Source organism: Salipiger thiooxidans (assembly GCF_900102075.1).
Lineage (GTDB): Bacteria > Pseudomonadota > Alphaproteobacteria > Rhodobacterales > Rhodobacteraceae > Salipiger > Salipiger thiooxidans.
In genome coordinates this window covers 247,573-272,934 of record NZ_FNAV01000002.1, presented here as the reverse complement: position 1 = coordinate 272,934, position 25,362 = coordinate 247,573, and the positions used below count along the sequence as shown (strand labels likewise).

The 25,362-nt window shown below is 70.9% G+C and carries 27 protein-coding genes, 1 pseudogene and 1 riboswitch; of the genes and pseudogenes, 2 read left to right on the top strand and 26 right to left on the bottom strand.

Annotation, left to right across the window (positions count from 1 at the left end):
- Nucleotides 1–56: 56 nt before the first annotated feature.
- The 11 genes from BLQ77_RS03550 to BLQ77_RS03510 form a co-directional block, all read right to left on the bottom strand.
- Nucleotides 57–806, bottom strand: coding sequence for an ABC transporter ATP-binding protein (locus BLQ77_RS03550; protein ID WP_089955506.1), 750 nt, complete (start codon nt 804–806; stop codon nt 57–59).
- Nucleotides 803–1,780 carry a FecCD family ABC transporter permease gene (locus BLQ77_RS03545; RefSeq protein WP_089955502.1) on the bottom strand — a complete coding sequence of 326 codons (978 nt, stop codon included), beginning with the start codon at nt 1,778–1,780 and terminating at the stop codon, nt 803–805. The genes BLQ77_RS03550 and BLQ77_RS03545 overlap by 4 nt, the downstream gene beginning before the upstream one ends.
- A complete protein-coding gene (locus tag BLQ77_RS03540; protein WP_242661623.1) occupies nt 1,777–2,550 on the bottom strand; it encodes an ABC transporter substrate-binding protein in 774 nt (257 codons plus the stop codon). The genes BLQ77_RS03545 and BLQ77_RS03540 overlap by 4 nt, the downstream gene beginning before the upstream one ends.
- Nucleotides 2,551–2,593: 43 nt before the next feature.
- Nucleotides 2,594–4,537: a TonB-dependent receptor plug domain-containing protein gene (locus BLQ77_RS03535; protein WP_089955494.1), complete on the bottom strand. Its 1,944-nt coding sequence runs from the start codon at nt 4,535–4,537 to the stop codon at nt 2,594–2,596.
- A 137-nt stretch (nt 4,538–4,674) separates the two neighbouring features.
- A riboswitch (cobalamin riboswitch) is annotated at nt 4,675–4,864 on the bottom strand.
- 568 nt (nt 4,865–5,432) lie between these two features.
- Nucleotides 5,433–6,224: an ATP-binding protein gene (locus tag BLQ77_RS03530; protein WP_089955490.1), complete on the bottom strand. Its 792-nt coding sequence runs from the start codon at nt 6,222–6,224 to the stop codon at nt 5,433–5,435.
- Nucleotides 6,185–6,586, bottom strand: a complete 402-nt coding sequence (locus BLQ77_RS28660; protein WP_165617011.1) for a histidine kinase dimerization/phospho-acceptor domain-containing protein — start codon at nt 6,584–6,586, stop codon at nt 6,185–6,187. The genes BLQ77_RS03530 and BLQ77_RS28660 overlap by 40 nt, the downstream gene beginning before the upstream one ends.
- On the bottom strand, nt 6,583–7,569 hold the full coding sequence (locus BLQ77_RS29015; RefSeq protein ID WP_242661622.1) for a transporter substrate-binding domain-containing protein: 987 nt from the start codon (nt 7,567–7,569) through the stop codon (nt 6,583–6,585). Before BLQ77_RS29015 ends, BLQ77_RS28660 begins: the two co-directional genes overlap by 4 nt.
- A gap of 20 nt (nt 7,570–7,589) precedes the next feature.
- The gene (locus tag BLQ77_RS29010; RefSeq protein ID WP_207545810.1) at nt 7,590–8,018 is read right to left on the bottom strand and encodes a transporter substrate-binding domain-containing protein; all 429 of its coding nucleotides are present in this window, start codon (nt 8,016–8,018) and stop codon (nt 7,590–7,592) included.
- Nucleotides 8,019–8,027: 9 nt separating this feature from the next.
- On the bottom strand, nt 8,028–8,417 hold the full coding sequence (locus BLQ77_RS03520; RefSeq protein ID WP_278184683.1) for an FGGY family carbohydrate kinase: 390 nt from the start codon (nt 8,415–8,417) through the stop codon (nt 8,028–8,030).
- A 101-nt stretch (nt 8,418–8,518) separates the two neighbouring features.
- Nucleotides 8,519–9,946: an amidase gene (locus BLQ77_RS03515; protein WP_089955482.1), complete on the bottom strand. Its 1,428-nt coding sequence runs from the start codon at nt 9,944–9,946 to the stop codon at nt 8,519–8,521.
- Nucleotides 9,947–10,031: 85 nt separating this feature from the next.
- Nucleotides 10,032–10,979: a DUF6635 family protein gene (locus BLQ77_RS03510; RefSeq protein WP_089955478.1), complete on the bottom strand. Its 948-nt coding sequence runs from the start codon at nt 10,977–10,979 to the stop codon at nt 10,032–10,034.
- A 206-nt stretch (nt 10,980–11,185) separates the two neighbouring features.
- On the opposite strand from BLQ77_RS03510, the gene BLQ77_RS03505 reads away from it, so the two are divergent.
- Nucleotides 11,186–12,262, top strand: a complete 1,077-nt coding sequence (locus tag BLQ77_RS03505) for a PLP-dependent cysteine synthase family protein (RefSeq protein WP_089955475.1) — start codon at nt 11,186–11,188, stop codon at nt 12,260–12,262.
- Nucleotides 12,263–12,315: 53 nt separating this feature from the next.
- On the opposite strand, the gene BLQ77_RS03500 is transcribed toward BLQ77_RS03505, so the two are convergent.
- The 14 genes and pseudogenes from BLQ77_RS03500 to BLQ77_RS29605 all read right to left on the bottom strand — a co-directional run.
- On the bottom strand, nt 12,316–13,530 hold the full coding sequence (locus BLQ77_RS03500; RefSeq protein WP_089955471.1) for a M20/M25/M40 family metallo-hydrolase: 1,215 nt from the start codon (nt 13,528–13,530) through the stop codon (nt 12,316–12,318).
- 88 nt (nt 13,531–13,618) lie between these two features.
- The gene (locus BLQ77_RS03495) at nt 13,619–14,749 is read right to left on the bottom strand and encodes an alanine racemase (RefSeq protein ID WP_089955467.1); all 1,131 of its coding nucleotides are present in this window, start codon (nt 14,747–14,749) and stop codon (nt 13,619–13,621) included.
- 141 nt (nt 14,750–14,890) lie between these two features.
- The gene (locus tag BLQ77_RS03490) at nt 14,891–15,316 is read right to left on the bottom strand and encodes a MarR family winged helix-turn-helix transcriptional regulator (protein WP_165617016.1); all 426 of its coding nucleotides are present in this window, start codon (nt 15,314–15,316) and stop codon (nt 14,891–14,893) included.
- A gap of 214 nt (nt 15,317–15,530) precedes the next feature.
- Complete coding sequence (locus BLQ77_RS03485) at nt 15,531–16,598, bottom strand: amidohydrolase family protein (protein WP_089955459.1); 1,068 nt, start codon at nt 16,596–16,598, stop codon at nt 15,531–15,533.
- Nucleotides 16,595–16,921, bottom strand: a complete 327-nt coding sequence (locus BLQ77_RS03480) for an urease subunit beta (RefSeq protein WP_089955456.1) — start codon at nt 16,919–16,921, stop codon at nt 16,595–16,597. The genes BLQ77_RS03485 and BLQ77_RS03480 overlap by 4 nt, the downstream gene beginning before the upstream one ends.
- Before the next feature lie 88 nt (nt 16,922–17,009).
- Nucleotides 17,010–17,468, bottom strand: a complete 459-nt coding sequence (locus BLQ77_RS03475) for an urease accessory protein UreE (protein WP_089955452.1) — start codon at nt 17,466–17,468, stop codon at nt 17,010–17,012.
- Nucleotides 17,469–17,732: 264 nt separating this feature from the next.
- Entirely contained in the window at nt 17,733–18,113 is a 381-nt protein-coding gene (locus tag BLQ77_RS29240) for an amidase family protein (protein WP_242661620.1), read from the bottom strand.
- Complete coding sequence (locus BLQ77_RS29235; RefSeq protein WP_242661619.1) at nt 18,022–18,624, bottom strand: amidase family protein; 603 nt, start codon at nt 18,622–18,624, stop codon at nt 18,022–18,024. Before BLQ77_RS29235 ends, BLQ77_RS29240 begins: the two co-directional genes overlap by 92 nt.
- Nucleotides 18,625–18,771: 147 nt before the next feature.
- A complete protein-coding gene (locus BLQ77_RS03465; protein WP_089955449.1) occupies nt 18,772–19,482 on the bottom strand; it encodes an ABC transporter ATP-binding protein in 711 nt (236 codons plus the stop codon).
- On the bottom strand, nt 19,469–20,200 hold the full coding sequence (locus BLQ77_RS03460; protein WP_089955446.1) for an ABC transporter ATP-binding protein: 732 nt from the start codon (nt 20,198–20,200) through the stop codon (nt 19,469–19,471). The genes BLQ77_RS03465 and BLQ77_RS03460 overlap by 14 nt, the downstream gene beginning before the upstream one ends.
- A complete protein-coding gene (locus tag BLQ77_RS03455; RefSeq protein WP_089955442.1) occupies nt 20,193–20,471 on the bottom strand; it encodes an ABC transporter permease in 279 nt (92 codons plus the stop codon). Before BLQ77_RS03455 ends, BLQ77_RS03460 begins: the two co-directional genes overlap by 8 nt.
- A 45-nt stretch (nt 20,472–20,516) precedes the next feature.
- On the bottom strand, nt 20,517–20,750 hold the full coding sequence (locus tag BLQ77_RS29230) for an ABC transporter permease subunit (RefSeq protein WP_242661618.1): 234 nt from the start codon (nt 20,748–20,750) through the stop codon (nt 20,517–20,519).
- 78 nt (nt 20,751–20,828) lie between these two features.
- Nucleotides 20,829–20,978 carry a transporter substrate-binding protein gene (locus tag BLQ77_RS29610; RefSeq protein ID WP_278184682.1) on the bottom strand — a complete coding sequence of 50 codons (150 nt, stop codon included), beginning with the start codon at nt 20,976–20,978 and terminating at the stop codon, nt 20,829–20,831.
- A 52-nt stretch (nt 20,979–21,030) separates the two neighbouring features.
- Nucleotides 21,031–21,081: pseudogene (locus tag BLQ77_RS29605) on the bottom strand (hypothetical protein); the annotation flags it as partial.
- A gap of 613 nt (nt 21,082–21,694) precedes the next feature.
- Between BLQ77_RS29605 and BLQ77_RS03445 the strand changes: the two are divergent.
- Entirely contained in the window at nt 21,695–22,477 is a 783-nt protein-coding gene (locus tag BLQ77_RS03445) for a DeoR/GlpR family DNA-binding transcription regulator (protein WP_089955438.1), read from the top strand.
- 10 nt (nt 22,478–22,487) lie between these two features.
- Here BLQ77_RS03445 and BLQ77_RS03440 read toward each other — a convergent pair whose 3' ends face one another.
- Entirely contained in the window at nt 22,488–25,328 is a 2,841-nt protein-coding gene (locus BLQ77_RS03440) for an FAD-binding and (Fe-S)-binding domain-containing protein (RefSeq protein ID WP_089955433.1), read from the bottom strand.
- Nucleotides 25,329–25,362: the final 34 nt, after the last annotated feature.

The window sequence follows — 25,362 nt, the reverse complement described above, 5'->3', positions numbered from 1 at the left end:
CGGGCGATGCGGTCCGCGATCCGGCGCCAGCGGTCAAAGCTGCGGCGCAGGCGGGATCAACGCAGCACGTCCAGCGGTTGCAGCAGGGGCCCGTGCGGGGTTTCGAGCATGTGGCCGCGCAGGTGAAAGACCTCGGCCAGGTGCGCCTCGGTCAGCACCTCGAGCGGCGGGCCGTCGGCGGCGACGCGGCCGCGGTCGAGCAGCACCAGCCGGGTGCAATGCCGCGCCGCCAGCGTCAGGTCGTGCAGCGACACCAGCACCGCGTGGCCCTCACTGGCCAGCGCCTCGAAGACCTGCAGGGTAAAGATCTGCGACGCCGGGTCGAGCCCCGCGACGGGCTCGTCCGCAAGCAGGAGCGGCGCGTCCTGCGCCAGCGCGCGGGCAATGAGCACGCGGGCCTGCTCGCCGCCCGAGAGCTCGGTGGCCTTGCGGTGGCGGAAGGCGGCGAGCTCCATGCGGTCCAGCGCGGTCTCGACGGCGCGGGCCTGCACCCGGCCGGCGCGGCTGTCGTGGGGCAGGCGGCCGAGCGCCACGAGGGTCTCGACGGTGACCGGCCAAGCGATTTCGCGCGATTGTGGCAGCCAGGCGGCGGCGCGGGCCCGGTCCCGGGCCGAGAGCGTCGCGAGAGACGAGCGGCCGCGGTGCGGCAGCAGGCCGAGAGCTGCGCGCAGCAGGGTGGTCTTGCCGGCGCCGTTGGGGCCGATGAGGCCCACGCATTCGCCGGGATCGACGGTGAGCGACACCGAGTCGACGACCGGGCACTGTCCGCGCGTCACCGTGAGCTGGTCGAGGGCGAGCAGGCTCATCCGGCCCTCCGGGTCTTGTAGATCAGGTGCAGGAACAGCGGCGCCCCGATCAGCGCCATGACCACGCCGAGCTTGAGGTCGCGTTCGGGCAGGACCAGCCGCACCGCGATGTCGGCGGTGAGCAGCATCGCCGCCCCGCCGAGCGCCGAGGCCCAGAGCAGCCGCGACGGCCGCGCGCCGCAGAGCGGGCGCAGCAGGTGCGGCACCACCAGCCCGACGAAGCCCACGGCCCCGGAGACGGCGGTGGCGGCCCCCACGGCGGCGGCGGTGCCGAAGAGCAGCCGCAGGCGCAGCGAGGTCATCGAGATGCCGAGCGCCTGCGCCCCGTCCTCGCCCAGCGTCAGCGCGTCGAGCCCGCGGCCCAGCGTCAGCAGCGCGGCGCCGCCCAGCGCGATGAGCGGCGCGGCGAGGGCGAGGTGCGACAGCGAGCGGTCGGCAAGCGAGCCCATCATCCAGAACACGATCTCGAAGGTCGCGTAGGGGTTCGACGACAGGTTCAGCGCCAGCGAGGTGAGCGCGCCCGCAAGCGCCGAGACCGCGATCCCCGCCAGGATCAGGGTCAGCGAACCTCCGCGCGGGCCCGCGAGCAGCAGGATCAGCCCCACCGCGCCCAGCGCGAAGAGCAGCGCCGTCAGCGGCAGGGCCAGCGCGAATGCCGCCGCCAGCCCGGTCTGCAGCGCGATCACCGCGCCCAGCGCCGCCGACCCCGAGACCCCGATCAGCCCCGGCTCGGCCAGCGGGTTGCGCAGGTAGCCCTGCATCGCCGCCCCAGAGAGCCCCAGCGCCGCGCCGACCAGCACCGCGAGCGCCGTGCGCGGCAGGCGGATCTCCTGCATGACCATGACGTGCAGCGGGTCGCCGGCGCCGACCAACCCGCCCAGCACCGCCTTCGGCGGCAGCGGCGCGTAGCCCAGCATCAGCGAGGCCAGCGCCAGCAGGGCGGTGAGCAGGGTGAGCGAGAGCGCCAGCTTCACTGCGTCGCCTCCCACTCCTCGCGCAGCGCCCGCATCGCGGCCACGGCGTCGAGCACGGCGGGGGTGCCGCAGATCCAGTTCGGGCTGTCGACGACCTGTCGCAGCGCGCCGGTGGCCTGAAGCGCCGGGTGCTGCAGCATCGAGGTCGCCTGCGCCGGGCTGTCAAAGGGCTGGCTCACGAGGATGAGGTCGGGATGCGCCAGCACCAGCGCCTCGAGCGGCAGGCGGCCGCCATAGGGCAGGCCGCGCACCTCGGAGAGGTTCTCCATGCCCGCCGCTGCGAGGATCTCTCCGGTCAGGCTCCGGGTGCCGGCGGTCTCGTTGAAGGGCAGGTAATAGGCCACCACGGGTCGGCGGTCGGGCTCGTCGCCGAGCGCGGCGAGACGCCGGTCGAAAGCGGCGAGCACCTCCGCGGCCTCGGCCTCGCGGCCGAGCAGCGCGCCCATGCGGCGGATGTTCTCGCGCGCGTCCTCGAGCGAGCGCGCCGGCTCGAAGCGCTCGACCCGGTAGCCGAGGCGCAGCAGCATCTCGACGGTGGCGCGCGCGGTGTAGCTGCCGGCGATCACGAGGTCGGGGCGCAGCAGCACCACTTCCTCGGCGCTGGCGCCGTTCGCGGGGATGGCGCGGGCCGCCCCGGCCATGGCCGAGCTGCGCGGGTCATGCGCCAGCCGCGACACCGAGACCAGCTGCCCGGGGGCGCCGAGCAGCAGCGCCAGCTGGTCGGTGCAGACGTTGAGCGAGACGACGCGGCCCGGTGCCCCGTCGCCCATGGCCGCCGTCCCGAGAAACAGGGCGGCGGCGAGCGCTATGAGCCTAGAAGCTGGCACGGACGCCGAAATACCACGCCCGGTCCGACTGGCCGTAGCCGGGAACGGTCTGGTAATTCTCGTCGAACAGGTTCTCGACCCGCAGGTAGGCCTGCGTGGTCTCGGTCACGTCGTAGGTAAAGGTCGAGTTAACCACGCCGTAATCGTCGAGCGCCTCGCGGTCGGCCTCGTAAAGCGCGCTGACCGAGAGCCGAGCGTGGTCGGTGATCTCGGCGCTGAGCCCCAGCGCGAAGCTGTGCTCGGGCACCGAGGTCTGCCAGCTGGAGCTGTCGAGCGCCACCTCCGAGAAGCTGTCGGTCCAGGTGTAGCTGCCGTCGAGCGTCACGCCCGGGCGCAGGTCCACGCCCCCCGCCAGTTCCAGTCCGCGCCGGGTGCTGGTGCCGTCGGCCTGCGCGTAGGCGTAGCTGGTGAAGGAGTAGTCGATGATGTCCTCGGCCTCGATCCAGAAGGCGGTGGCGCGCAGCCAGGCGCTGTCGCCGAAGCGCTTCTCGACGCCGAGATCGAAGCTGACCGAGGTCTCGGGCTCGAGATCGGCGTTGCCGGCGTAGGCGTCGTAGAGCTCGTAGTTCGAGGGCGCCCGGTAGCCGGTGGCGAGGTTCGAGCGCAGGATCAGGTCGGAACGCGCGCGCCAGACGCCGGAGAGACGCCCGGTGGTCTGACCGCCGAACTCGGAATGGTCGTCGTGGCGCAGGGCGAAGCTCAGGTCGATGTCCTCGGTGGGCCTCACGGTGAACTCGGTGAACACCGAGTTGACGATGGTCTCCTGGTCCTGGTCGCTGCCGTAGGGGCCATAGCTCGAGGCCCCCGAGATGTCGTCCTCGTAGGTCTCGACGCTGCGCTCGACACCGGCCACCGCACGGGTGATCGCGCCGAGGTCGAAACCTGCCTGGTAGCGGTAGGTCTGGCGCGTGCCCTCGTATTCGAAGCGGAACGGGTAGGGCGTGCCGTTGTAGGGCGGCGTGTCCGGCGCCCAGCTGTCGAGCGAGGTGCCGTGCATGGCGCGGCTGATCCGGAACCAGCTGGCCGAGACCTCGTGGTCGACGGCACTTGTCGTGAAGGCGAGCGCCGCGCGCAGGCCGCTCTCCTCGCGGTCGACCACGTCATCGGGGGAGCCGTCGAAGACCTTGCCCGAGGCGTTCTCGTCGTAGTCGTACCTGGCCTCCTCGTGGAAGCCTGACAGCCGCAGCTCGCCGGCACCGTCGCCCAGCTGGTAGGTGCCCGAGAAGCTCAGCCGGCGTGCCTCGAAGCCGTCGTCCTCGTCGTTGTGATCGCCCGGCGCCGAGGTGCCATAGTCGAGCCCTGTCTCGTCCGCCGCCGAGAAACCGTCGCTTTTCACGTAGGAGAGGGTGACCGCAGTCTCGTGTCCGGCGCCGCGGTTGTAGAGCGTGGCGGCGCTGCGCAGGGTCTCGTAGCTGCCGTACTCGGCGAAGACATCGGCGCTGAGCCCGTCGCGGGTGGCGCGCTTGGTGGTGATGTTGATGACGCCGCCGATGGCCTCGGAGCCGAACAGCGCCGATTGCGAGCCGCGCAGGATCTCGATCTGGCTGATGTCGCCGGCGGTGAGCCCGCCGAAATCATAGGCCACCTGCGTGCCCGAGGGGTCCGAGACGTCGATGCCGTCGATGCGCACCGCGATGTTCTGCTGCGAGACGCCGCGGATGGTGATCCCGGCGTTGGTCCCGAGCGGACCGTTCGAGCGGATCGAGACGCCGGGCTGGCGGGCGAGCACGTCGAGCAGGCGGGTGGCGTCAGCTTCCTCGAGCTCGTCCTCGTCGATGACCTCGACGCTGACACCGGTCTGCAAAGGCGTGGTGGCCTCGTAGCCGACGTTGATGATGATGGGCGGAAGCGCGTAGGGCTCCTCGCTCTGGGCGTGAAGCGGGAGGGTGCTCAGCGTCAGTGCCGAGACAGATCCGAGGATCTTTTTCATGGTGGCCGTCCTTTTCGTGCCGTGCCCCATGGGGGCGTGGGGGTGACGGTCCGGCCAGGCGCTCCGCCTGTCCGTGACCTCCGGGTCTCGTCACCACGAACGGACATGACCGTTCTCCGAAGCGCACCCCGCGCGTGGAGAGGGTGATCACCCTGGCAGGTCTCCTGACTTGCGGGTCAAAGCGCGGATCGGGCCTTCCCGGGCGTCTGCCCAGTGGCGTCGTGCCGAATGCGCTCGCCGCTCACAGTTGCGGGGGCAGTCGCGGATTTGCACCGCGTTCCCTATTCTCCGGACGAAGCGCCCGGAACCAAGGCCCGTCTGAAATACGCGGCAGGGACGCTCCGGGCAAGCAGCAGGCGCGCGGCGCGCGGCGAAGGTCGGAGAAGTGTTGCGGAAAGGGGGCAGGCGCGCGCCTGGCGGAGAAGTCGCAGGGGGCGCTGCCCCCTCGGCCTGCGGCCTCACCCCCGGAGTTTATCTGGCAAGATGAAGCTGCAGGTGCGTGGCGAGAGGCAGCGGGATGCCACGGCCTCGGGGCGTTTGGCTGCGGTTCGCGCTCTCCCGGGCGTCCTCACGACTTTGGCCATCCCGGATCTCCCGGGTTAGGCACGCTCTCTCTCTATCTCTACACCTCACCGCCGCCCGCCCTTCATCTTGCCAGATAAACTCCGGGGTGAATTGGCGCGAAGCGCCAAGAGGGGCAGAGCCCCTTCTGCCTCGGCCAAGAGACACCGCGCCTAAGTGAGGTGATGTGACGTGTCACAAGCCGTAGCGCTTGCCGGATAGCTCTGGAGGGGGCCGCGCATAGATAGAGCCATGTCGGTTCCCGGCGGCAGCAGACCGGACGGTGCGATCCAGGCGCGTGGCGAAAGGATCCCCGATCGGCAGGCACCGCCCGTCACCTCTCCTCGAGCTGGCGGCAGAGGGCGCGGGAGAGGTCGGCGGGGGAGCAGGGTTTGCGCAGGGTGGGGGCGGGGACGCCGCCCAAGCTCTCGCGGGTGATGCTCGCGTAGCCCGACATGTAGATCACCGGGATTCCGGGGCGCAGGTCGTTAAGGCGCCGGGCGAGTTCGAAGCCTCCCACGCCGCCGGGCATCACGATGTCGGTGAGAAGCAGGTCGAAGCTCTCGGCGCCGCGCTCGACGCGCTCGAGCCCCGCGCGTCCGGAAGGGGCGGTGATCACCTCGTAGCCCGGCGTGCGGATGATCTCGGAGGTCATCGCCAGCAGGTCGGTCTCGTCCTCGACCACGAGGATGGTCTCGCCGCTGCCGGGGCTTAGGCCGGGCTCGGCCGCGACCTCCTCCTCGTCCGGCAGCTCGCCCTCAGGCAGCAGGATGCGCACGCTGGTGCCCGCCCCGGACGCGGTGTCGATGATGAGCTCCCCGTCCGACTGCTCGGCGAACCCGTAGACCATCGACAGCCCGAGCCCCGTGCCGCCGCTCTCGCCCCTGGTGGTGAAGAACGGGTCGGTGGCGCGCTGGCGCACGTCGGGTGTCATGCCGGGGCCGTCGTCGGTCACCGAGATCTCGACCCGCGGATGGCCCGGCGGATGGCCCTCCGGATCGCTCTCGGCGGCGCGCCCGGCCTGCACCATGATGTTGCCCGTCCCGCGCTGGCCGAGCAGCGCGTCGCGGCTGTTCAGCACGAGGTTCAGCAGCGCGTTCTCGAGCTGGCTGGGATCGCAGAGCACCCGCAGCCCGGCCTCGGGGCCCCCACGTGCAGTACCACCGTGCGCTCGAGCACCGGCCCCGCGAGATCCTGCAGCGCGCTCAGCACCTCCGAGACCGGCACCGGGCGCACCGAGCCGGGCTGGCGCCGCGCGAAGGTCGGCAGGCGCGAGGTCAGCCGGTCGCCCCGCCGCACCGAGGCGAGCGCGGTGTCGAGGAACGTCTTCTGCGGCGCGTCGTCGCTCATCGCGGCGAGCTCGGTGGCATATGTGATGGTTCCGAGGATGTCGTTGAAATCATGCGCCACCCCGCCGGTGAGCTGGCCCAGCGCATCGAGCCGCCCCGAGCGTTGGGCCTGCTGGCGGTTGCGCTCCTGCTCGGTCACGTCTTCAAGACCATCACCACCACCATCACCATCACCATCACCATCACCATCACCATCACCATCACCGTGGCGACGTCGCCCTGTCCCGACGCCTCGACCTGCGCGCTCGACACCCGCACGACGCGGGCAGGGCTGTCGGCGCCACGGCGCAGGATCGCCCGCTCCGAAACCAGTGTGGCCCCCGCCATGGCGCGGTGGAGCGGGTCGGCGGAGGCGACGAGCGGGTGGCCATCCTCGGCATCGACGAAGCGCACCGTGCCGGGCCACGGCACCGGCCAGTCCTGCGAGGCAAGGCCCAGCATCCGGGCGGCGCCGGGGTTGGCGATGCTGATGCTGCCGTCCCGCGCAAGCCCGATGATGGCGCTGCGGGTGGTGTCGAGGATCGCGCCCAGCCGGACCGAGAGCCGCTTCATGTCCGCGGCCTGCGCCAGCGCCCGGCGCCCGGCGCGGCGGGATTGCAGCACGAAGCCCGCCAGGGTGGCGATGGCCAGCGCCGCCGCCAGCAGCTCGGCGATCAGGGTGCGCTCGGGTGTCCAGAATTCCGGCGGGCCGAGCCAGCGGTCGCGCAGGGACTGGTACTCCTCGGAAGAGATATCCCCCGGGATTACCGCGTTCAACCGCTCGCGCACCTCCGCGAGGCCGTGGCGCAGGGCGACGGCGCGGTCGGTGGTCAGGAAGGGCGGCGCCGCCTCGTCGACCTCGTCGAGGCGGCCGAGCTGCTCGAGCCGGTGGCGCACGGTCACCGTGGGGTAGAGGATCGCGTCGACGCTGCCCGACAGCAGCGCATCGATCAGGCCCCTGGCGCTGTCGAGGATCACGAGGTCGAGGTCGCCGCGCTGCTCGGCCTCCTGCCGGGCAAGGTTGCGGCTGACCACGCCGACGCGCCAGCCGACGAGATCGTCGAGGCCCGCGACCCCAGCGACCTCGCCGCGCGGCACGAAGATCGAGTAGGACGAGCGTTGCACGGGGATGGTGACATCCATCGCCGCGCGCTTCCCGGGCGTCACGCTGATCGGCGGCAGCAGGTCGTAGCGCCCGGCGCCGGGGCCCAGTCCTCGGAGCTGATCTGGCGGAACTCGAGCGTGAGCCCGGCGCGCCGGGCGAGGGGGCGCAGGGTCTCGACCCCGTAGCCCGTCATGGTGCCGTCCGGGCGGATGACCTGGTAGGGCGCAAACTCGGCGAGGCCGACGGTCAGCACCTCGGGTGGCGGCGCGGGCGGGAGAATGTTCCACGCGGTGAGCAGCGCGGTCATTGTGCCGTCCGCCTGCATGGCGGCGAGCGCGTCGTCGACCGCAGGCAGCAGCTCGGCACGTTTGCGGGCCAGCGCGACCACGTGGCGTTCGGTGCGCAGCGGGGCTCCGGCGAAGCGGATGCGGTCGTCGAGCCGCGCCCATTGCAAGACGGCGGCGCCGGCCTTGTGCAGCGCCACCACGCCGTCGACCTATACCAGCAGCAGCGCCCCGAAAGCGCCGGGCAGGCTGTCGTACACGGCCACGGGGCTGTCGTCGCCGCGCGGGGCGATCTCGCGCGCGGGCGAGCTCATGGTGTGCATGGCGTGGGGCAGGTCGGGCAGCGGCCGCGCGTCGGCGTCGGAGACCACCAGCGAGCAGGTGGCGTCGAAGCCGAGGCCGGTCACCCGCTCCGGTGCCGCGCCCGCCTCGGACATGGCGCCGCGCACCGCCCGGCAGACCGCCGCCCAGATGTCGGCGGCGCTTTGGTGCGGGTGGTCGGGGCAGGGGCGCCAGAGCGCGATGGCGGCCTCGGAGTTGCCGAGCAGCCGGCCCCGGGCGTCGAACACGCCGGCGCGCGCGCTGCCGGTGCCCACGTCCACTCCGATGAAAACATGGCTTCTCCCATGGCGCCGGACCGTCCTGCCGACCGGTGTAGTGCACAGCAGGAGATCGGGAGAGGGCCCTCGGGCAGACGGCGGGCTCAGAGCACCGGCGGGCGGCGGTTCGGCCAGTCGGTGGCGGCGTGATAGGCGTCGCCCATGGCGAGGATGGCCGCATCGCTGCCGGTCGGTCCGAATAGCTGCATCCCCATCGGCAGGCCGGAGGCGGAGAAGCCCGCGGGCAGGCCGAGGCAGGGCAGCCCGGCAAGGCTCACCGGCACCACGACCTCCATCCAGCGGTGGTAGGTGTCCATCTTCCTGCCCGCGATGTCCTGCGGCCAGCGCCAGTCCACCGGGAAGGGCCAGACCTGCGCCGAGGGCAGCGCCAGCGCGTCGAAGCGCTCGAAGGTGCGGGCGGCGCGCTTGTACCAGGCCGAGCGCAGCTTGCTCGCCTCGTAGAAGGCCTCGGCGCTGAGCGTCATGCCCTGGTCGATCTCCCAGAGCGACTCGGGCTTGGTGAGGGCGCGCTTGTCGGGGTCGGTGGCGAAGGCGCGCTTGGCACCGGCGTTGAGCCCGGCGCGCAGGGTGGTCCAGCTCGACCAGAGCTTCTCGGCCGGGAAGGGCGGGGCGAGCGGCTCGACGATGGCGCCGAACTCTTCGAAGACCGCAAGTGCCGCCTCGCAGGTCTCGAGGATGCCGGGCTCGGTGGCATAGGCCCCGCCCCAGTTCCCCAGCCAGCCGATGCGCTTGCCCCTGAGGCTGTCGCCGAAGCGCGCGGTGTAGTCCTCGGCCGGGCGGCAGAACGGCACCTCGGGATTGGGGCCCGCCAGCACCGAGAGCAGCAGCGCCACGTCGCGTGGGCTGCGGCCCATCGGGCCCTCGGTGGCGAGGGTCGAGAGAAACGTGTCGCCCTCGGCATCCTTCGGCACCAGCCCCCAGCTCGGGCGGAAGCCGTAGACGTTGTTGAAGGCGGCGGGGTTGCGCAGCGAGCCCATCATGTCCGAGCCGTCGGCCAGCGGCAGCATCCGCGCCGCGAGCGCCGCCCCGGCGCCGCCCGACGAGCCCCCGGCGCTGCGGCCGAGGTCATAGGGGTTGCGGGTCGGGCCGTGGACCGGGTTGAAGCTGTGCGAGCCGTGGCCCCACTCGGGCGTGTTGGTCTTGCCGATGATAATCGCCCCCGCCGCGCGCAGCCGCGACGCCACCAGGTCATCCGCCGCGGGGATGAAATCGGCGAACAGCGGCGAACCCCAGGTGGTGCGGAGCCCCTTGGTGGCGACGAGGTCCTTGACCGCGATGGGCAGCCCCGCGAGCGGGCCACCCGGGGTGGCATCGACCGCGCGTGCCTCGGCCAGAAGCTCGTCGCGGGGGCGCAGCGAGACGATGGCGTTGACCTGCGGATTGACCGCCTCGATGCGGTCGAGCACCGCCGTCATCAGCGCCACGGGGCTCAGCGCGCCGCTGCTCAGGTCCGAGACGAGCGACACCGCATCGCGGTCGGTGAGGCTGAGGGCGGTGGGGGTCTCGGTCATCTGGGCGGCCTTTCTGCGCGGAAGTCTGCGCCAAGAGAGCCGCCCGCCGCCCGGGATTGCAAGCCCGATCCCGTCTCCGCGCGGCCTAGCGGAAGTGGCGGAACAGCCCCGAGCCGATATCGAGCAGGTCGAAGACGCGGGCGTAGTAGTGCTCGTTTGCGGCGAAGCGGCGCGGCGGGGCGCCGGTCAGGTCGGTCTCGAGCGCATCCACCAGCCGGTGCAGGCGGCGGCGGTGCAGCCCGATGCGGGCCTGCACGGGGTCGGCGATGACGCCCGCGAAGGCGGTCACCACCGAGGCCAGCGCGATGAGCGCGCCGGTGATCACCATGACCTGGCTCAGCGTCGCGCCGACCGGGAACACCCCGTACCAGAGCGACGCCGCGCCGCGTCCGAGCGGAAAGGACGAGAGCGCCGTCTCGCGCGCGAAGCTGTCGGCCAGCGCGGGGCCGAAGGAAACCATGCCGGGCGTCAGCCGCCGGAACACCCACGCCCCGAAGACGACCGTGAGCAGCGCGGTGGTCAGCTCGGCCACTGCCGAGCGGGTGCCGGAATAGGCGGCAATGGTGTCGGCGGCGGCGCGGGTGCGGGCGGCGATGGCCCCGGAGCTCTCCCCGTCGCGCAGCAGCTGGCGCAGCTCGGGCGCCTGTTCGAGCTGCCGCGACAGCCCGCGCGGCGCCTTGGCGGGCCGCGCGATGCCGAGAAGCTCGTGCACCAGCCGGGCCTCGACCTCGGCGGCGACGCGGGTCGGCAGCACGAAGCTGCGGCGGTCGAGCCAGCCGGCAAGACGGCGGGCGCGCAGCAGGCGGGCGATCAGGGCGAAGAGCCGGGTCAGCGCGTGGATCGGCGCCAGCACCACGTTGAGCGGGGCGCGCAGAAGGTCGAGCCCGAACGCGCGCCGGTGCATCGCCGCAGAGCCGGTGACCGAGAAGTTGCGTGCCACGAAGCCGTCGATCCGGCCGCGGGCAGCGTCGAAGAAGGCGCGCGCCTGCGCGGCCTGCGGATCCTCTGGCGTGCCCGGCGGTTGCGCCGTCATGTCTCTCCCCCGTGGTGGCCAGTGGCTGCGGCGATGTCTCGGCGCCGATCCTTGCGATATAGGTACGCGACCCGCGGCTTCAAATGCGGGGCGGGGTCGGCAGCGACCTTTCGGCGGATATCCGGGCAGCGCCGTGGCCGCGCGGGCGGAAACCGTGTAGCCTTCTGCACACGTCCGCAGGGGGCGGAAGTCAGGGAGACAGCCCGATGGGTATCAGGACCACCTCAGGTCGCGGGCGGCGCTACGACAGCGTGCTCGACACGGTCGGCGACACGCCGGTCATCCGCATCAACCGGATCGCTCCGAAGAACGTCAGCGTCTACGTCAAGTTCGAGGCCTTCAACCCGGCCGGGTCGGTCAAGGACCGGCTGGCGCTCAACATCATCGAGGCGGCCGAGCGCGACGGGCGCCTGAAGCCCGGGCAGACGGTGGTCGAGGCGACGAGCGGCAACACCGGCATCGGGCTTGCCATGGTCTGCGCGGCCAAGGGGTACCCGCTGGTCATCACCATGGCCGACAGCTTCTCGGTCGAGCGGCGCAAGCTGATGCGGTTCTACGGCGCCAAGGTGGTGCTGACGCCGCGCGCGCTGAAGGGCTTCGGCATGTACACCAAGGCCAAGGAGCTGGCCGAGGCCAACGGCTGGTTCCTCGCCTCGCAGTTCGAGACCGACGACAACGCCGACATTCACGAAGCCACCACCGCGCGCGAGATCCTCGGCGATTTCGAGGGCGAGCGGCTTGACTACGTGGTGACCGGCTACGGCACGGGCGGCACGGTCACCGGGCTCGGGCGTGTGCTCCGGAAGGAGCGCCCCGAGACGAGGATCATCCTGACCGAGCCCTCGAACGCGGCCATCGTGTCCTCGGGCTACGTGAACACCCGCAACGCCGATCACCAGCCGACCGAGAGCCACCCGAAATTCGAGCCGCACCCGATCCAGGGCTGGACGCCGGACTTCATCCCGTGGGTGCTGCAGGAGGCGCTGGACAAGGGCTACCACGACGCGCTGGTCCTGATCGAGGGCGCGCAGGGCATGCAGTGGTCGCGGCGGCTGGCGGCGGAAGAGGGCATCTTCACCGGCATCTCCGGGGGCTCGACCTTCGCCGTGGCGATGAAGCTGGCCGAGGATGCGCCCGACGGTTCGGTCTTTCTCGTGATGCTGCCTGACACCGGCGAGCGCTACCTCTCGACGCCGCTCTTCGAGGGCATCCCGTCCGAAATGTCCGACGAGGAGCTCGAGATGTCGATGTCCACGCCCTCGGCCCAGGCGGCGGAGGGCTAGGATCCAGGGCCCCGCCGCATCCGGTTCGGGTCGCGGCGGGGGAAGCTAAGGCGTCAGCCTTCGACGTGCAGCCCCGCCGTGGCGAGGATCGCCGCCAGCGCCGCCGAGAGGCCGCGCAGGCTCTGGCCGGGCTCGAGATCGACCCATTCCTCGAGCGTGTGGGCCCGCGCTCCGCTGGCGCCGGTGCCGATGGTGACGGCGGGAATGTTCAGGCTCATCGGGATGTTGGAGTCGGTGGAGGCCGTGTCTCGCTTCATCTCGAAGCCGAAGGCCGCGAGCGCCGCGTCGCAGGCGGCGATGATCGGAGCATCGGGCGCGGTCTCGCCCGCCGGGCGGGCGCCGATGCGGGTGGCCTCGGCGGTGATGATCCCGGCAGAGCTGTCGCCACGGGCGTTCTCGGCCGCGGTCGCCTCGGCGATGAGCGCGTGCAGCCGGGCGTCGAGCGCATCGAGCGCCGGCTGGTCGACCGAGCGCAGGTCGATCTCGACCCAGACTTCCTGCGGGATGGCGTTGATCGAGCTGCCACCGCCGAAGACGCTGGCGCTGAAGGTGGTGCGCGGCTCGGCGGGCACCTGCCAGCGCGCCATGCCCGCCACCACGTCGGCCATCGCATGCGCCGGGTTCACCGTGCCGAAATCGCCGTAGCTGTGGCCGCCGGGGCCGCGGAAGCTCACCCGGTAGCGGTGCGAGCCGACGCCGCGCACGGTCACGCTTTCGGGCTCGGGGCTGTCGAGCGAGAAGAAGGCGCCGATGCGGTCGCGGAAATCGCCCTCGGTGAAGAGGTGGTGGATGCCGCGCAGGTCGCCCTTGCCCTCTTCGCCCGCGTCCGCGACGAACAGCAGGTCGGCCTCGGTCTCGATCCCTGCCGCGTCAAGCGCGCGGACGAAGGCGAGCAGCGCCCCCAGCCCCTGCGTGTCGTCGCCGACGCCCGGCGCGAAGAGCCGCGTGCCCTCGCGCCGCACGGTGACGTCGGTGCCTTCGGGGAAGACCGTGTCGAGATGGGCCGAGACCACCACGATGCCGCCGTTGCCGCGCCCGCGGCGCAGGCCGGTGACGTTGCCGATGCCGTCGAGCGCCACGTCCTCGAGCCGGTACCCGGCCAGCATCCCGCGGAAGGCCTCGGCCCGGCGCTCTTCCTTGAAGGGCGGGGCGGGGATCTCGGTGAGGGTGACGATCTCGTCCACGTAGCGGGCATGCCCGTCGCGCAGCGCGTCGCAGGCAGCGCGGAATTGCGGGTGGGCGAGGATCGCCGCGATGTCCTTGGTCATGGTCTTCCGGTCCCTTGTCTTGATCGTGTCCTGATCGGGTCTTGCTCGTGTCGTGCCCGGGTGGTCGCCGGGGGCGGGCCGGAGGCGCTTACCAGCCGCGCATGATCGGCCAGTCCTCGACGATCTCGCGGCCGCCGTCGGTGACGGCAAAGCTCGCGTGCATCGCGACGGTGGCGCAGGCGTGGTTGGGGTAAATGCGCAACAACGTACCGACCGGCAGGTCCGGCAGCGTGGCGGTGCTGCCCTCGCGCAGGGCAAGCACGCCGTGCTCCTGGCTGACGCCGCGCACCACGAGATCGCCGAAGGGCTGGCCGTCGATGTTGGCGACGAGCCCGTAGCCCTGGTCCACCGGCATCCCGGCGGTGCCGTGATCCTTGGAGAGCGCCATGAAGCCCGAGTCGGTCAGGATCCAGCCCCGGCGCGGCTGGTGGCCGATCACCGTGGTGACGACCGACAGCGCGATGTCGTCGATGCCGCCGACGCCGAGCCCGGCCATCATCAGGTCCGACAGCGTGTAGACCCCGGCGCGGACCTCGGTCACGCCGGTGAAGTCCTGCGCGAAATGGGCGCTGGGCGTGGAGCCGATGCTGACCACCGGGCAGGGCAGGCCGGCGGCGCAAAGGGCTTCGGCGCAGCGCACCGCCGAGGCGCGCTCCTGCGCGGCCATGGCCATCATCGCGCCGGGGGTGAAGGCGCGGTAGCTGGCGCCGCCGTGGGTCAGCACGCCGCGCAGTTCGGAGCCTGCGTGCAGGATGCGGCCGATCTCGACCAGCGCCGGGTCGCCGGGGGCGAGGCCTGCGCGGGCGTCATCGCAGTCGATCTCGATCAGCGCGGGGATCGGCGCGCCCGCGGCCTTCGAGGCGTCGACCACGGCGCGGGCCTGCGCGACGCTGTCGAGGATCACCACCAGATCGACGCCGGTCGCCCGCAGCGCCGCCACCCGGGGCAGCTTGGCGGGCGCGATGCCCACCGCATAGACAAGGTCGGTGCAGCCGGCGGCGGCAAAGGCCTCGGCCTCCTGCAGGGTCGAGACCGTGGCGGGGGAGGTCATCTCGCCGAGGATGCGGCGCGCGGCGGGGACCGACTTCACCGTCTTCAGGTGCGGCCGCAGCGCGACCCCGAGCCCTTCGACATGGGACCGCATCCGCGCGAGGTTGCGGTCCATCCGGGCGCGGTCGAGGGCAAGGAAGGGGGTGTCCTTCTCGGTCAGGCTGGGCATGGTCTCTCCTGTCTCGGCGGGGGCTTCGGGCCGTTTATCGGCCCGCACGTCGCGACCTGCAAGACAGGCGGGGCATCGAGCGACCGAAACCCCGTTCGGGACCGGGACCCGCGGCCGGTCGGATGAGAGCCGCCGTGCCGGTCAGCCCGAGGCCTTGATGCCCGCCAGCAGCCGGCGCAGCGGGTCGCCGTCCTCGGCGGCGAGCACGTCGCGGGCATAGGCGTCGTGCTCGCGGATGATCGGGTCCAGCGTCGCGTTCTTGGCCGTGCCCTCGGGGGCGAGCGTGACCAGCACGCGGCGGCGGTCCTTGTCGTCGGGCACCCGCATCACGAGGTTCTCCGAGGTCATGCGGTCGATGATCTTGGTCAGGTTCGCGGGCTCGACGAAGACCGAGGAGGCAAGCTCTCCCATCGGCAGGCGGCCGTTTTCCCCGAGGCAGCGCAGGATCCGGAACTGGTCGACACTGAGCGACAGCGGCTTGAGACGGGCCTCGAGATCCAGCTCGAGCTGGCGGTTCGTGCGCGCGATCTGGTAGCCGATCTGCCCGATCAAAAGGGTGTCTGGCACGTGGCGTCTCCTGCCTCGATTTATATCTTATTCGAATTTTCATTTTTACATATACGCCGAGGACAGGAATGGCGAGCGCTTTGCGTTCCCGCCGTCCGGCAAGCGGATGCCCCGTGGCGCCTCAGAGCGTCTCGCGCACCTCGAAGACGGTGCCGTCGGCCTCGGCGATGTGCACGGTCGGCGTCGGCGACACCTCGGGCTTGCCCAGCATCTCTTAGATCGACGGGCGCGAGAAATTCCGGTCGAGCATCCGCGCCATGAGGAAGCCGTCGACCCGGCGCACCCGCCGTGCAAGGGCGGCGGCGAGGTGCACGCCGTCGCATTGGGGTGCAGGGTCAGCGCCAGCTCCTGACGCAGCGCCGCCCCGGGAAGCCGCACGAAGGGCTGAGCGAAGAGCGCCAGCACCGCGCCCGCCGCCACCCGCAGCCGCCAGCAGGTCCGGGGCGTGGCCGCCGCCCGCGCCCTCGGTGTGGTACATGTGGGTGGTGCGGCCGGCGATGGCCGCCATCGTGTCCTCGTAGAAGCCGAACTCGTTGATCATGTCGGTGTGCAGGTGGACGGAGAAGTCGGATGCGTCCGCCGCCCGAAGGCTGCCGTCCATCACCGCCGGGGAAGCGGCGAAATCCTCGTGGATATTCACCCCCAGCGCGCCGCCCGCGACGGTCTCGGCCACCGGGTCGGGGTTGGAGTTGCCGCGCCCGAGGAAACCGAAGTTGAGCGGGCACTCGTCGGCGGCAAGGATGATGCGACCGAGCGTGTGGGGGCGGGAACAGCTCACGTCGAAGTTGGGGCCGGGCGACATGCCGATCATCGTCGCCGAACCGCCCGCAAGCGCGTGGTACGCCTGCTGCGGCGACAGGAAATGGGCGTGGGCCTTGACCGTGCCCGCGGTGACGAAGTGATGGTCGCCATGCACCACGGTGGTGTTGGGCCCGGGCACCAGCCCCGGCGTCACGCCGTCCATGATGTCGGGGTTGCCGGCCTTGCCGATGCCGATGATCTCGCCGCGGCGGATGCCGATGTCGGCCTTCACGATGCCGGTGACCGGGCAGAGGATCACCGCGTTCTGGATCACCATGTCGAGCGCCTCGTTGGCGTCGCTGCCGGTGGTGCAGAAGCCCTCGCCGTCGCGCATGAGCTTGCCCGCGCCGGTGGTCAGCTCTTCGCCGTAGTGGGTGAAATCCTGCTCGATCTCGGCCAGCAGCGAGGTGTCGCCGAGCCGCACGAGATCGCCGGTGGTGGGGCCGTAGTCGGCGGCGTATTGCGCGCGCGGCATCTTCATTTCAGGTAGCCGTCCCATTCCGCCATCTGCAATGCGGCCTCGCGGCGCGCCTCGGCGGGGCCTTCGGTCAGCCCAGCGAAGCCGTGGATCGTCCGGCGGCCGCCGTAGCGCACCAGCGTCACCCGCTTGGCGACGCCCGGGTCGAAGCGCTCGCCGTCGCCCGAGGGCCGGTCGAGCCGGTGGCCGTAGGCGCTTGCCCGGTCGAAGCGCGGCGCCCGGTTGACCTCGAAGAAATGCGCGTGCCAGCGCCCCGTCGGCCCGGTTTGCACGAACCCGGCGAGGTCGCGGCGCTGCAGCTGCGCGTCGGCCAGCAGCGTCTCCATGCGCCAGTAACAGGCGAAGGCGCCGGTCGGGAAGGCGCTGTCGCCGAGCTGCAGCGCGGTGACCAGCTCGGCATGGGGGGGGCGTGGCTCATTTGTCCGGCTCGGCGATGTGGGAGGAGGCGAGCCCCTCGAGGTCGCGCAGGCGCGCGCGGTAGCGGGCCTCGGGGCCGTCGAGCGGCACCGACATGACGCCCTCGGCGAAGCTCACCTTCCAATGCAGGTTGCCGCACCAGTGCCCGAGCCGCAGCGCCGACTGAAGGTCGTGCGGGACCAGCGTCAGCCGCGCGCCGCTGTCGACCCGCAGCACGATGGCGAGCGTGTTGTCGAGATGCAGCACCGCGCCGTCCTCGAGGCTCTGGTCCCGCAGCAGGGCGATCTGCACCTCGCGGACCTTGTCGGTGCGGGCGGCATCGGCGCGGGCAATGTCGATGACCTCGACGCGGCCCTCGTGTTCGAGGGCGTGCACCGCGTCGTGCCGGTCGGAGCGGGCGTTGCCCAGGAGGGCGGTGACCTGGAGCGGCTCCTTGGGGAGGGGGCTGCCGATCATGCGGGGCCTCTTCGGGTGGTTTCGTGGGGGTGGTTTTGCGGTTTGTGTGGTTTTGGGGGGATGTCGTTTCGGCGTTCGTGTGGCGGGGGATGGGCCTGCGTGCGGGTGGTGCGCTTGCGGAGGGGGCGGGAGTGAGGGGCCAGCCCCTCACACTCCCCGGAGTTTAGGGGCAAGATGAAGGGCGGGCGTGGGGACGGGGCCCCGGGGTGGGCGCGGCGTTCCGGGATGGGTTGGAGGCGGCGCGCGCGGCGGCCTCCGGCCTGGTCAGAGCGTCTTCCAGTCGGTGGCGGTCTCGAAGGCGTCGGCGACCCGGTAGAGCGTGGCCTCGTCCCGGAACCTGCCGACCAGTTGCAGGCCCACCGGCAGGCCGTCGACCATGCCGCAGGGCAGCGAGATCGCCGGGTGGTGGCTGATGTCGAAGGGCGCGGTGTTGGGCAGCATCTCGAAGGCGCGCTGCAAGATCTCCTCGCGCGGGGCGTCGGGGCCGGGCAGCGGCATCGCGGTCATCGGCACCGTCGGCATCAGCAGCACGTCGTAGGTCTCGAGCGCCGCATTATAGGCCGCGCGCAGGCTGCGCGACAGGTTCACCGCCTTGCCATAGAAGCGCTTGCCGTGGCATTTGGCGGCATAGGCGCCGAACAGCATGCAGAGCTTCAGCGTCTCGAAGAGCTCGTCGGCGCGCTGGCGCCACGCGCGCGCGTCCATCAGCCCGCGGAGTGGCCCGGCTTGTGGGGGGGTGCACCGGGCCGGTGGCGTTGGTGTGGCTGCCGCCCGAGAGGCAGAAGAGCTCGCAATGGGCCTTGCCGGCGATCATCGCGCCCTCGTCGAGCATCCGGCTCACGATGGTGGCGTCGATGTCGGGGATGTAGCCCACGAGCGTCGGGGAGCCGTTCATCATCGGCACGCCCGCCAGCATGACGTTGTCCTTGAGCACCACGGTTTTGCCCGCGAGCTTGCCGGTCTCGGCGCCGGTCACGGTGGACTTGTAGTACCACGCGTTGAGCGGGTTGTCCTCGGGCGCGGGGCGGGTGCCGATGGCCCGGGGGGAGGTCACCTCGGGCAGCGCGTCGGGGAGCTTCTCGACGATGGGGTAATGCTCGACATAGGCGCCCATGAGGCCCTGAAACGAGGCCACGTCCGCCTCGGTCAGGTTCATCCCGAGCTCTGCCGCGATCTCGGCGATCTGGTCGGTGGTGGGGGTCGATACGGTTATTGGTCTTTCCCTGTTGATGGTCGTGTCTGTCCCGGTCCCGCGCCAGAGTGCGGCGCGGGGCGGGGCGGTTTTCCGCGAGCGGTCAGGCCGTTACGCCGCGACGCCCGTGAATTCGCTGACCGCGCGGCTCTCCGTGAGCTGCTCCTTCGGGATCTGCCGGTCGAGCACGCCGCCCGAGATCGCGTAGACCCGGTCCGAGAGCCCGGTGATGAAGTCGAGGTCCTGCTCGACCTGCACGATGGTGATGTCGGAGGTCTTGGTGAGCTGCTTCAGCGTGTCCGAGATCTCGTCGATGTTCGACGGCTGGATGCCCTCGGTCGGCTCGTCGAGCAGCATGAGCTTGGGGCGCCGGCAGAGGCAGCGGGTCAGCGCCAGAAGCTGCTGCTCGCCGCCCGAGAGCGCGCCGCCCGCCCGGTCGAGCAGCCGGGTAAGGCGCTGGAAGAGTGCCAGCATCTCCTCGACGATGGGCTCCATCGGCTCCTTGCCGCCGGCGATGCCGCTCTCGAGGTTCTCGCGCACGGCGAGCGTCGGGAAGATCATCCGGCCCTGCGGCACGAGGCCGAGCCCGGCGCGGGCGCGGGCGTTGACCAAGAGCCCCCTGAGGCTCTGCCCGTCGAAGAGCATCTCGCCGCCCGTCACCTTCACGAAGCCCGTGATGGCGCGCAGCAGCGTGGTCTTGCCCATGCCGTCGTGGCCGAGGATGCCCACGACCTCGCCCGGCTGGACGTTGAAGTCGACCTGGTGCAGCGCGGGCACCATGCCGTAGGCGGCCTTGAGGTTCGAGACGTCACGCAGCGACATCGGCCTGTTTTCCCAGATATATTTCCTGAGCGGCGCGGTCGGACATGATCTCGTCGATCATCGCCTCGCGGAAGATCGCGCCGCGGTTGAAGACGGTGGTGAACCTGGCGATGCGCCGGATGAAGGCCATGTCGTGTTCGACCACGATGACCGCCGCCTTGCGCGCGGTCTCGAGCACGAGGTCCGCGAGCCGGTCGCGCTCGTCCCCGGTCATGCCGGCGGCGGGTTCGTCGAGCAGCACTAGCGGCGGTTCCTCGGCCAGCACCATCGCCAGCTCGACCAGCTGGCGCAGGCCGTGGGCCAGCAGCCCGACCTCGCGCCTGGCAAGATGGGCGACGCCGCATTTCTCCATCATCTCCTCGGCCTTGTCCCGGGCCATCGATTTCAGGTGCTTGCGCCGGGCGGCCATGCGGACGTTCTCGCAGACCGAGACGCCGTTGAAGAGGTTGGGCACCTGCGTCTTGATGCCCACGCCCACTTTCGCGATGTCTTGGGTGTTCCAGCCGGTGATGTCCTTGCCGCGGAACTTCACCGTGCCCGAGGTGGGCGTGAGCTGCCCGGTGAGGCACTTGAAGAAGGTGGACTTGCCGGCGCCGTTGGGGCCGAGAAGGCAGCGCAGCTCGCCTTCCCTGAGGGCGAAGTCGACGTGATCCACCGCGACGCCGCGGCCGAACTGCATCACGAGGTTCTCGGTGGTGAGGATGTGTGCGTCAGACATCGGAGGGGACCTTTCCGCCGGTGGCGTCGGAGGTCATCCGGCTCTGGCCGAAGAACCACAGGCGCAGGGTCAGCGCCTTGACGGTGGGCAGAAGCCCCTTCGGCAGCAGCACGAGCACCATCATGATCGCGCCGAGGATGACGTGGTTGTTGAGGATGTGCAGCGTGCCGAGCTTCAGCGACAGCCATTGCAGCAGGATCACCGCGAGGATCGGACCGGCCAGCGTGCCGACGCCGCCCGCCATCACCCAGACCGGCGCCTTGGCCGACATCTCGAGGGAAAAGGCGTCGGGGTCGATGAAGGTCTGGCAGGTGGCTCACATCGCGCCCGCCATGCCCGCGATGCCCGAGCCGATGGCGAAGACGATGACCTTGTGGCGGCGCACGTCGTAGCCCAGCAGCGAGGAGCGGGTCGCGTTCTCGCGGATGCCCACCGGGATGCGGCCGAAGTCGCTGGCGATGATCCCCCGCAGGAAGACGTAGACCACGATCAGGATGCCCATGAACACCTGGAACATCTGCGCCGGGTCGAAGGCGGCGGGCAGGGTCATCGCGTGCGGGATCAGCTTCTCGACGGTCTGCGCGGGCGTCGAGCCCAGCGTGATCTCGTTGCAGTCGCAGACGCCGCCCTAATAGAGCGTGTTGCAGAAATAGAGCGTCTGGTAGCGGTGGAAGATCGGCCGGAGGGTCTCGCGGCTGGCCGAGGTGATGCCGCCGTGCAGGACGGCGACGCGATCCTTCAGCGCCATCTGCGTGTCGTATTGGGAATAGAGCGACATGTTCGTTCGACTGCGGGTCGCAGACCACCGCCTCGACCTGCTTGCCGAGCAGGCCGCCCTGCGCGTTGATCTCGTCGATGGCGAGGTTGAAGACCTGGTTCATCGGGATGCCCGAGGAATCGAGCGGGCCCGAGAGGTCGTGCAGGCCGGCGACCTTGATGGTTTCGGCCTGTGCGCACAGTGTGGTGGGGGCCCCGAGTCCCGCGGCAGTCGCGGCGGCCCCGGTCGTCATGAGGAAACGGCGGCGATTGATCGTCGTCACTGTGGGTTGCTCCTGTTGGACGTTTGTTCTGGGGCGCAGGTCAGTACGAAGCATTTTGAAAAGTTAATAGTACAAAAATTAAATAAATTGATGTGGAGAAGTTTGCCTTGTTAATGGGCGGTCTTGCCCGGCGCCTGTCGGTTTTCTGGGTGGCTTCGCGCGGTATTGCGTGGATTTCGCCCCCCTGACGCAAGGTCCGGCGCGCAGCGGTCGCGCGATCCGTGGCAACCTGAGGGCGAGTGAAGGGCTTTTCCGTCGGGATCCGGTGTAATGGCCCAGAACTTCGGCATAGCGGTGCAGTTTCCGCAGTCCCGCGGGATTGCCGGGCCAACCGCACCGCATTGACGTTGCAGGCACCCCGAACTTCGGTCAAGCTGTGGGAACAGGCGTTGTGTAGTGACCAAGCCGTCATCGTGAAACGGCGGGCGCTGCAACTATCGAGAAAGGAAGCCGCATGAAACCGGCCGCCCGGCGCGAAATGATCGTACAGCTCGTGCAGGAGCTTGGCGAAGTCCATGTGGACGAGCTCTCCGACAAGTTCGACACCTCGCGCGAGACCATCCGACGCGATCTGAACGAACTCGACGCCACCGGGCGCATCCGCAAGTTCCACGGCGGCGCGCGCAAGACCTCGGGCATCGCCGAGACCGGCCTCACCGAGGGGCCCTTCGATGCCCGCATGGCGACCTTCACCGCCGAGAAGACCGCCATCGGACGCCGTGCCGCCGAGCTCTTCGAAGAGGGCGCGGTGATCTTCGTCGACACCGGCTCCACCACCATCGCCTTTGCCCGCGCGCTGGCCCGGCGGCGGGGGCTCACGGTCATCACCAACTCCCCCGAGATCGCCGGCCTGCTGGCGCGGCCCGAGGGGCACCACCGGCTCTACCTGCTGGGCGGAGAGATCGCCGCCGAGGGGCGTGAGACGCTGGGGGCGCTCGCCATCGAGCAGCTGCACCAGTTCAAGGCCGAGCACGTGGTACTGACCATCGGCGGCATGACACGTAACGAGATCATGGATTACGACCTGCGCGAGACCGAGCTCGCCCGTGCCATGCTCGGCCGGGCCGCCAGGGTCACGGTGCTGGCGGATCACTCCAAGCTCGACCGCGCCGCGGTGTTCGAGGTCGCGCCGCTTTCGGCCATCGACCGGCTGGTCACCGACCGCATGCCGTCCGAGGCCATGGTCACGGCGCTGGCCGACGCGGGCGTCGAGCTGGTGATCGCCGAACCGGTCTGACGACCGGCCCTCAGCCTTCCATCAACTGCCTGAGCAGGGTGATCGGGTGTGCCAGCGCGCGCCCGGCGACCTTGTCCGCCTGACAGCGGCACGAGAATCCGGTGGCGAGGATCGCGTCCGGGCCGGGCGCGGTGGCGTCGTCCCACGACTGAGCGAAGATCCGTTCCGAGGTCGCGCGGTTGCGCGTCTCGTGGCCCCAGGTGCCGGCCATGCCGCAGCACGAGGTGGCGGGCATGTCGAGCGTGATGCCGAAGCGGGCGAAGACCGCGCGCCAGCCATTCGACCCTGCCGCGCCGCGCACCCGCTCGCTGCAATGGGGCAGGAGCCGCACCGCCAGCGCGCTGGGCGCGACCTGGGCCGTCGCCATGAGTTCGGAGAGCAGGTCCTGCGGCGCCATCACCTGCGGCAGGTCGGCGGCGAAATCGCTGCGGTAGGAGCCGAGGATCGCGGGCTCGATGCCCACCATCGGCACGCCCGAGGCGGCGAGCTGGCGCAGCAGCGCGCTCTGCGCCTCGGCCTGCCGGTCGGCGCCCTTGCGGCGGCCAAGCACCCGGCGCGCCTTGCCCGAGGGGCGGTAGGGCGCGACCCGCAGCCGCCGCCCGAGACGGTCGAGCACTGCGGCGAGGTCGGCCACGATCTGCGGCTCGAAGACCAGTGTGAAGGCATCGGGCACCAGCACCACGTCGCGGGCCGGGTCGAGCGCGGCGATCTCGGCTTCGCGCAGCGTCGGCAGGGCGGGACGCGTGACAGGGAAGGCGGGCAGGGCGGTGAGCCCCGCGCGTTTCAGCAGCGCCGCTCCGGGGCCCGTGGTGAAGAGGTTCACCAGCCGCGGCATCTTCGCGGCGAGCGGCATCAACGCCTCGAGATGGTCGAGCGCGTGGTCGCGCAGCGGGCGGGCGTGGCGGGCGTGGTAATCGTCGAGGAAGGCCGAGCGCAGCTTCGGCACGTCCACCCGGATCGGGCATTGCGTGGCACAGGCGGCGCAGGACAGGCAGCCGTCCATGGCCTCCTTCACCTCGGCCTCGAAATCGGCGTCGGCCTTGCCTTCGGGGCCGCCCTGCCGCAGCCACTCGCGCATCAGCGAGGCCCGGCCCTTGGGCGAATGCCGCCGGTCGCCGGTGGCCTTGTAGGAGGGGCACATCACGTCGCGCGGGTCGCGGTTGAAGCAGGCGCCGTTGCCGTTGCAGGCGAAGGCCGAGGTGTTGGCGTCGCGCAGCGCCTGCGGCACCTGCCGGTCCATCTGGCCGCGCATCGGCACCTCGTCGATCTTCCACAGCGCGCCGTCGTCGGGGGTGGCGATCTTGCCGGGGTTGAGCTGGTTGCGGGGGTCGAAGGCGGCCTTGATCCGCTGCAGTGCCGGGTAGAGCGGGCCGAAGACCTCGGGCACGAACTCGGAGCGCACGCCCTTGCCGTGCTCGCCCCAGAGGAGCCCGCCGTGCTGCCGCGCCAGCGCCGCCACCTGTTCGGTGACGCGGCGGATCATCGGCTCCTGCGCCGGGTCGGTGAGGTCGAGCGCCGGGCGCACGTGCAGCACGCCCGCGTCGACGTGACCGAACATGCCGTAGTCCAGCCCCTCGCGATCAAGCACGGCGCGGAAGGCGGCGATGAAGGGCTCGAGGTTCTCGGGCGGGACGGCGCAATCCTCGACGAAGGGGATCGGGCGCTTGGCGCCATCGGAGCGGCCCAGCAGCCCGACCGAGGCCTTGCGCAGGCCCCAGACCTTTGCCACCTCGTCGCCCGACGCGATGGTGATCGCCAGCCGCCCCGGCGCGGTCGAGAGCTCGTCGCGCAGGGCGGTGGCGCGGGCGGCCAGCGCCGCGGGGTCGTCGCCGGTGAATTCGACGATGTTGACACCCTCGGCGCCCGCCTGCGGGAAGAGATGCGCCAGCGCCGGAAAGCCCGCTTCCTCGCGCGCGAGCCCGAGCACCCGGCTGTCGATGGTTTCGACCGAGGTGGCCCCCAGCGTCGCCATGTCCCGTGCGTCGCGCAGCGCTGCCTGGAAGTCGGGGTAGAAGATCAGCAGCAACGCCGAGGCGGCGGGAATCGGCAGCACGTTGAGCGTGGCCTCGGCGATCAGCGCCAGCGTGCCCTCGGAGCCGCAGAGCACCGCGCGGGCGTCGATGCTGTCGTCGTCGCGGATATGGGCAAGGTCGTAGCCGGTAAGTGCACGGTTGAGCTTGGGGAAGCGCTCCTCGATCAGCGCCGCCTCGTCGCGACTGATCTCGTCGAGCACCCGCAGCACCTCGCCGCCGCGACCGGCGCGTGGCGCATAGGGCGCGCGCCCGGTCTCGAGCATCTCGCCGCCCACCAGCGCCGCTTTCAGCGAGAGCACGTGGGTCGAGGTCTTGCCGTAGACGCAGGAGCCCTGACCGCAGGCATCGGTCGAGATCATGCCGCCGATGGTCGCCCGTGACGAGGTCGAGAGCTCGGGCGCGAAGAACAGGCCGTGCGGCTTCAGCGCGGCATTGAGCTGGTCCTTGATGACGCCGGGCTGGACCCGCACGCGGCGGGCCTCGGTGTCGATCTCGAGGATTTGGGTCATGTGGCGCGAGCAGTCCACCACCACGCCGCCGCCCAGCGACTGGCCGTTCGTGCCGGTGCCGCCGCCGCGCGGGCGCAGCACGATCTCGTGGAATTCCGGCCGGTCGAGCAGCCGGGCCACCAGCGCAAGATCGGCCTCGTCGCGCGGAAACACCACGGCGCCGGGCAATATCTGATAGATAGAGTTGTCCGTCGCCATCACCACCCGGTCCGACGCCCCGGTCGAAACCTCGCCCGTGAACCCCTCGCGGCGCAGCGCCTCGGCGAAGGCGCGTTCTGCGGCGGTGGCGGAGGGAATCTGGCTGGGCATCGCGAAGGCTCCGGGCGGGCTGTTGGGTTGCTGA

What these genes read in the sequence shown, in the direction of transcription:
- BLQ77_RS03465 (WP_089955449.1), bottom strand. Translation starts at nt 19,482, where the DNA reads ATGTCGCTGCGTGACGTCTCGAACCTCAAGGCCGCCTACGGCATGGTG.
- BLQ77_RS03505 (WP_089955475.1), top strand. Translation starts at nt 11,186, where the DNA reads ATGGGTATCAGGACCACCTCAGGTCGCGGGCGGCGCTACGACAGCGTG.
- BLQ77_RS29235 (WP_242661619.1), bottom strand. Translation starts at nt 18,624, where the DNA reads ATGAACCTGACCGAGGCGGACGTGGCCTCGTTTCAGGGCCTCATGGGC.
- BLQ77_RS03535 (WP_089955494.1), bottom strand. Translation starts at nt 4,537, where the DNA reads ATGAAAAAGATCCTCGGATCTGTCTCGGCACTGACGCTGAGCACCCTC.
- BLQ77_RS03440 (WP_089955433.1), bottom strand. Translation starts at nt 25,328, where the DNA reads ATGCCCAGCCAGATTCCCTCCGCCACCGCCGCAGAACGCGCCTTCGCC.
- BLQ77_RS03515 (WP_089955482.1), bottom strand. Translation starts at nt 9,946, where the DNA reads ATGACCGAGACCCCCACCGCCCTCAGCCTCACCGACCGCGATGCGGTG.
- BLQ77_RS29015 (WP_242661622.1), bottom strand. Translation starts at nt 7,569, where the DNA reads ATGGATGTCACCATCCCCGTGCAACGCTCGTCCTACTCGATCTTCGTG.
- BLQ77_RS29230 (WP_242661618.1), bottom strand. Translation starts at nt 20,750, where the DNA reads ATGACCCTGCCCGCCGCCTTCGACCCGGCGCAGATGTTCCAGGTGTTC.
- BLQ77_RS03510 (WP_089955478.1), bottom strand. Translation starts at nt 10,979, where the DNA reads ATGACGGCGCAACCGCCGGGCACGCCAGAGGATCCGCAGGCCGCGCAG.
- BLQ77_RS03445 (WP_089955438.1), top strand. Translation starts at nt 21,695, where the DNA reads ATGAAACCGGCCGCCCGGCGCGAAATGATCGTACAGCTCGTGCAGGAG.
- BLQ77_RS03550 (WP_089955506.1), bottom strand. Translation starts at nt 806, where the DNA reads ATGAGCCTGCTCGCCCTCGACCAGCTCACGGTGACGCGCGGACAGTGC.
- BLQ77_RS03455 (WP_089955442.1), bottom strand. Translation starts at nt 20,471, where the DNA reads ATGTCGGCCAAGGCGCCGGTCTGGGTGATGGCGGGCGGCGTCGGCACG.
- BLQ77_RS03540 (WP_242661623.1), bottom strand. Translation starts at nt 2,550, where the DNA reads ATGGGCGACGGGGCACCGGGCCGCGTCGTCTCGCTCAACGTCTGCACC.
- BLQ77_RS03495 (WP_089955467.1), bottom strand. Translation starts at nt 14,749, where the DNA reads ATGCCCAGCCTGACCGAGAAGGACACCCCCTTCCTTGCCCTCGACCGC.
- BLQ77_RS03485 (WP_089955459.1), bottom strand. Translation starts at nt 16,598, where the DNA reads ATGAAGATGCCGCGCGCGCAATACGCCGCCGACTACGGCCCCACCACC.
- BLQ77_RS03460 (WP_089955446.1), bottom strand. Translation starts at nt 20,200, where the DNA reads ATGTCTGACGCACACATCCTCACCACCGAGAACCTCGTGATGCAGTTC.
- BLQ77_RS03475 (WP_089955452.1), bottom strand. Translation starts at nt 17,468, where the DNA reads ATGATCGGCAGCCCCCTCCCCAAGGAGCCGCTCCAGGTCACCGCCCTC.
- BLQ77_RS03500 (WP_089955471.1), bottom strand. Translation starts at nt 13,530, where the DNA reads ATGACCAAGGACATCGCGGCGATCCTCGCCCACCCGCAATTCCGCGCT.
- BLQ77_RS03480 (WP_089955456.1), bottom strand. Translation starts at nt 16,921, where the DNA reads ATGGAGACGCTGCTGGCCGACGCGCAGCTGCAGCGCCGCGACCTCGCC.
- BLQ77_RS29240 (WP_242661620.1), bottom strand. Translation starts at nt 18,113, where the DNA reads ATGCTGTTCGGCGCCTATGCCGCCAAATGCCACGGCAAGCGCTTCTAT.
- BLQ77_RS29610 (WP_278184682.1), bottom strand. Translation starts at nt 20,978, where the DNA reads ATGTCGCTCTATTCCCAATACGACACGCAGATGGCGCTGAAGGATCGC.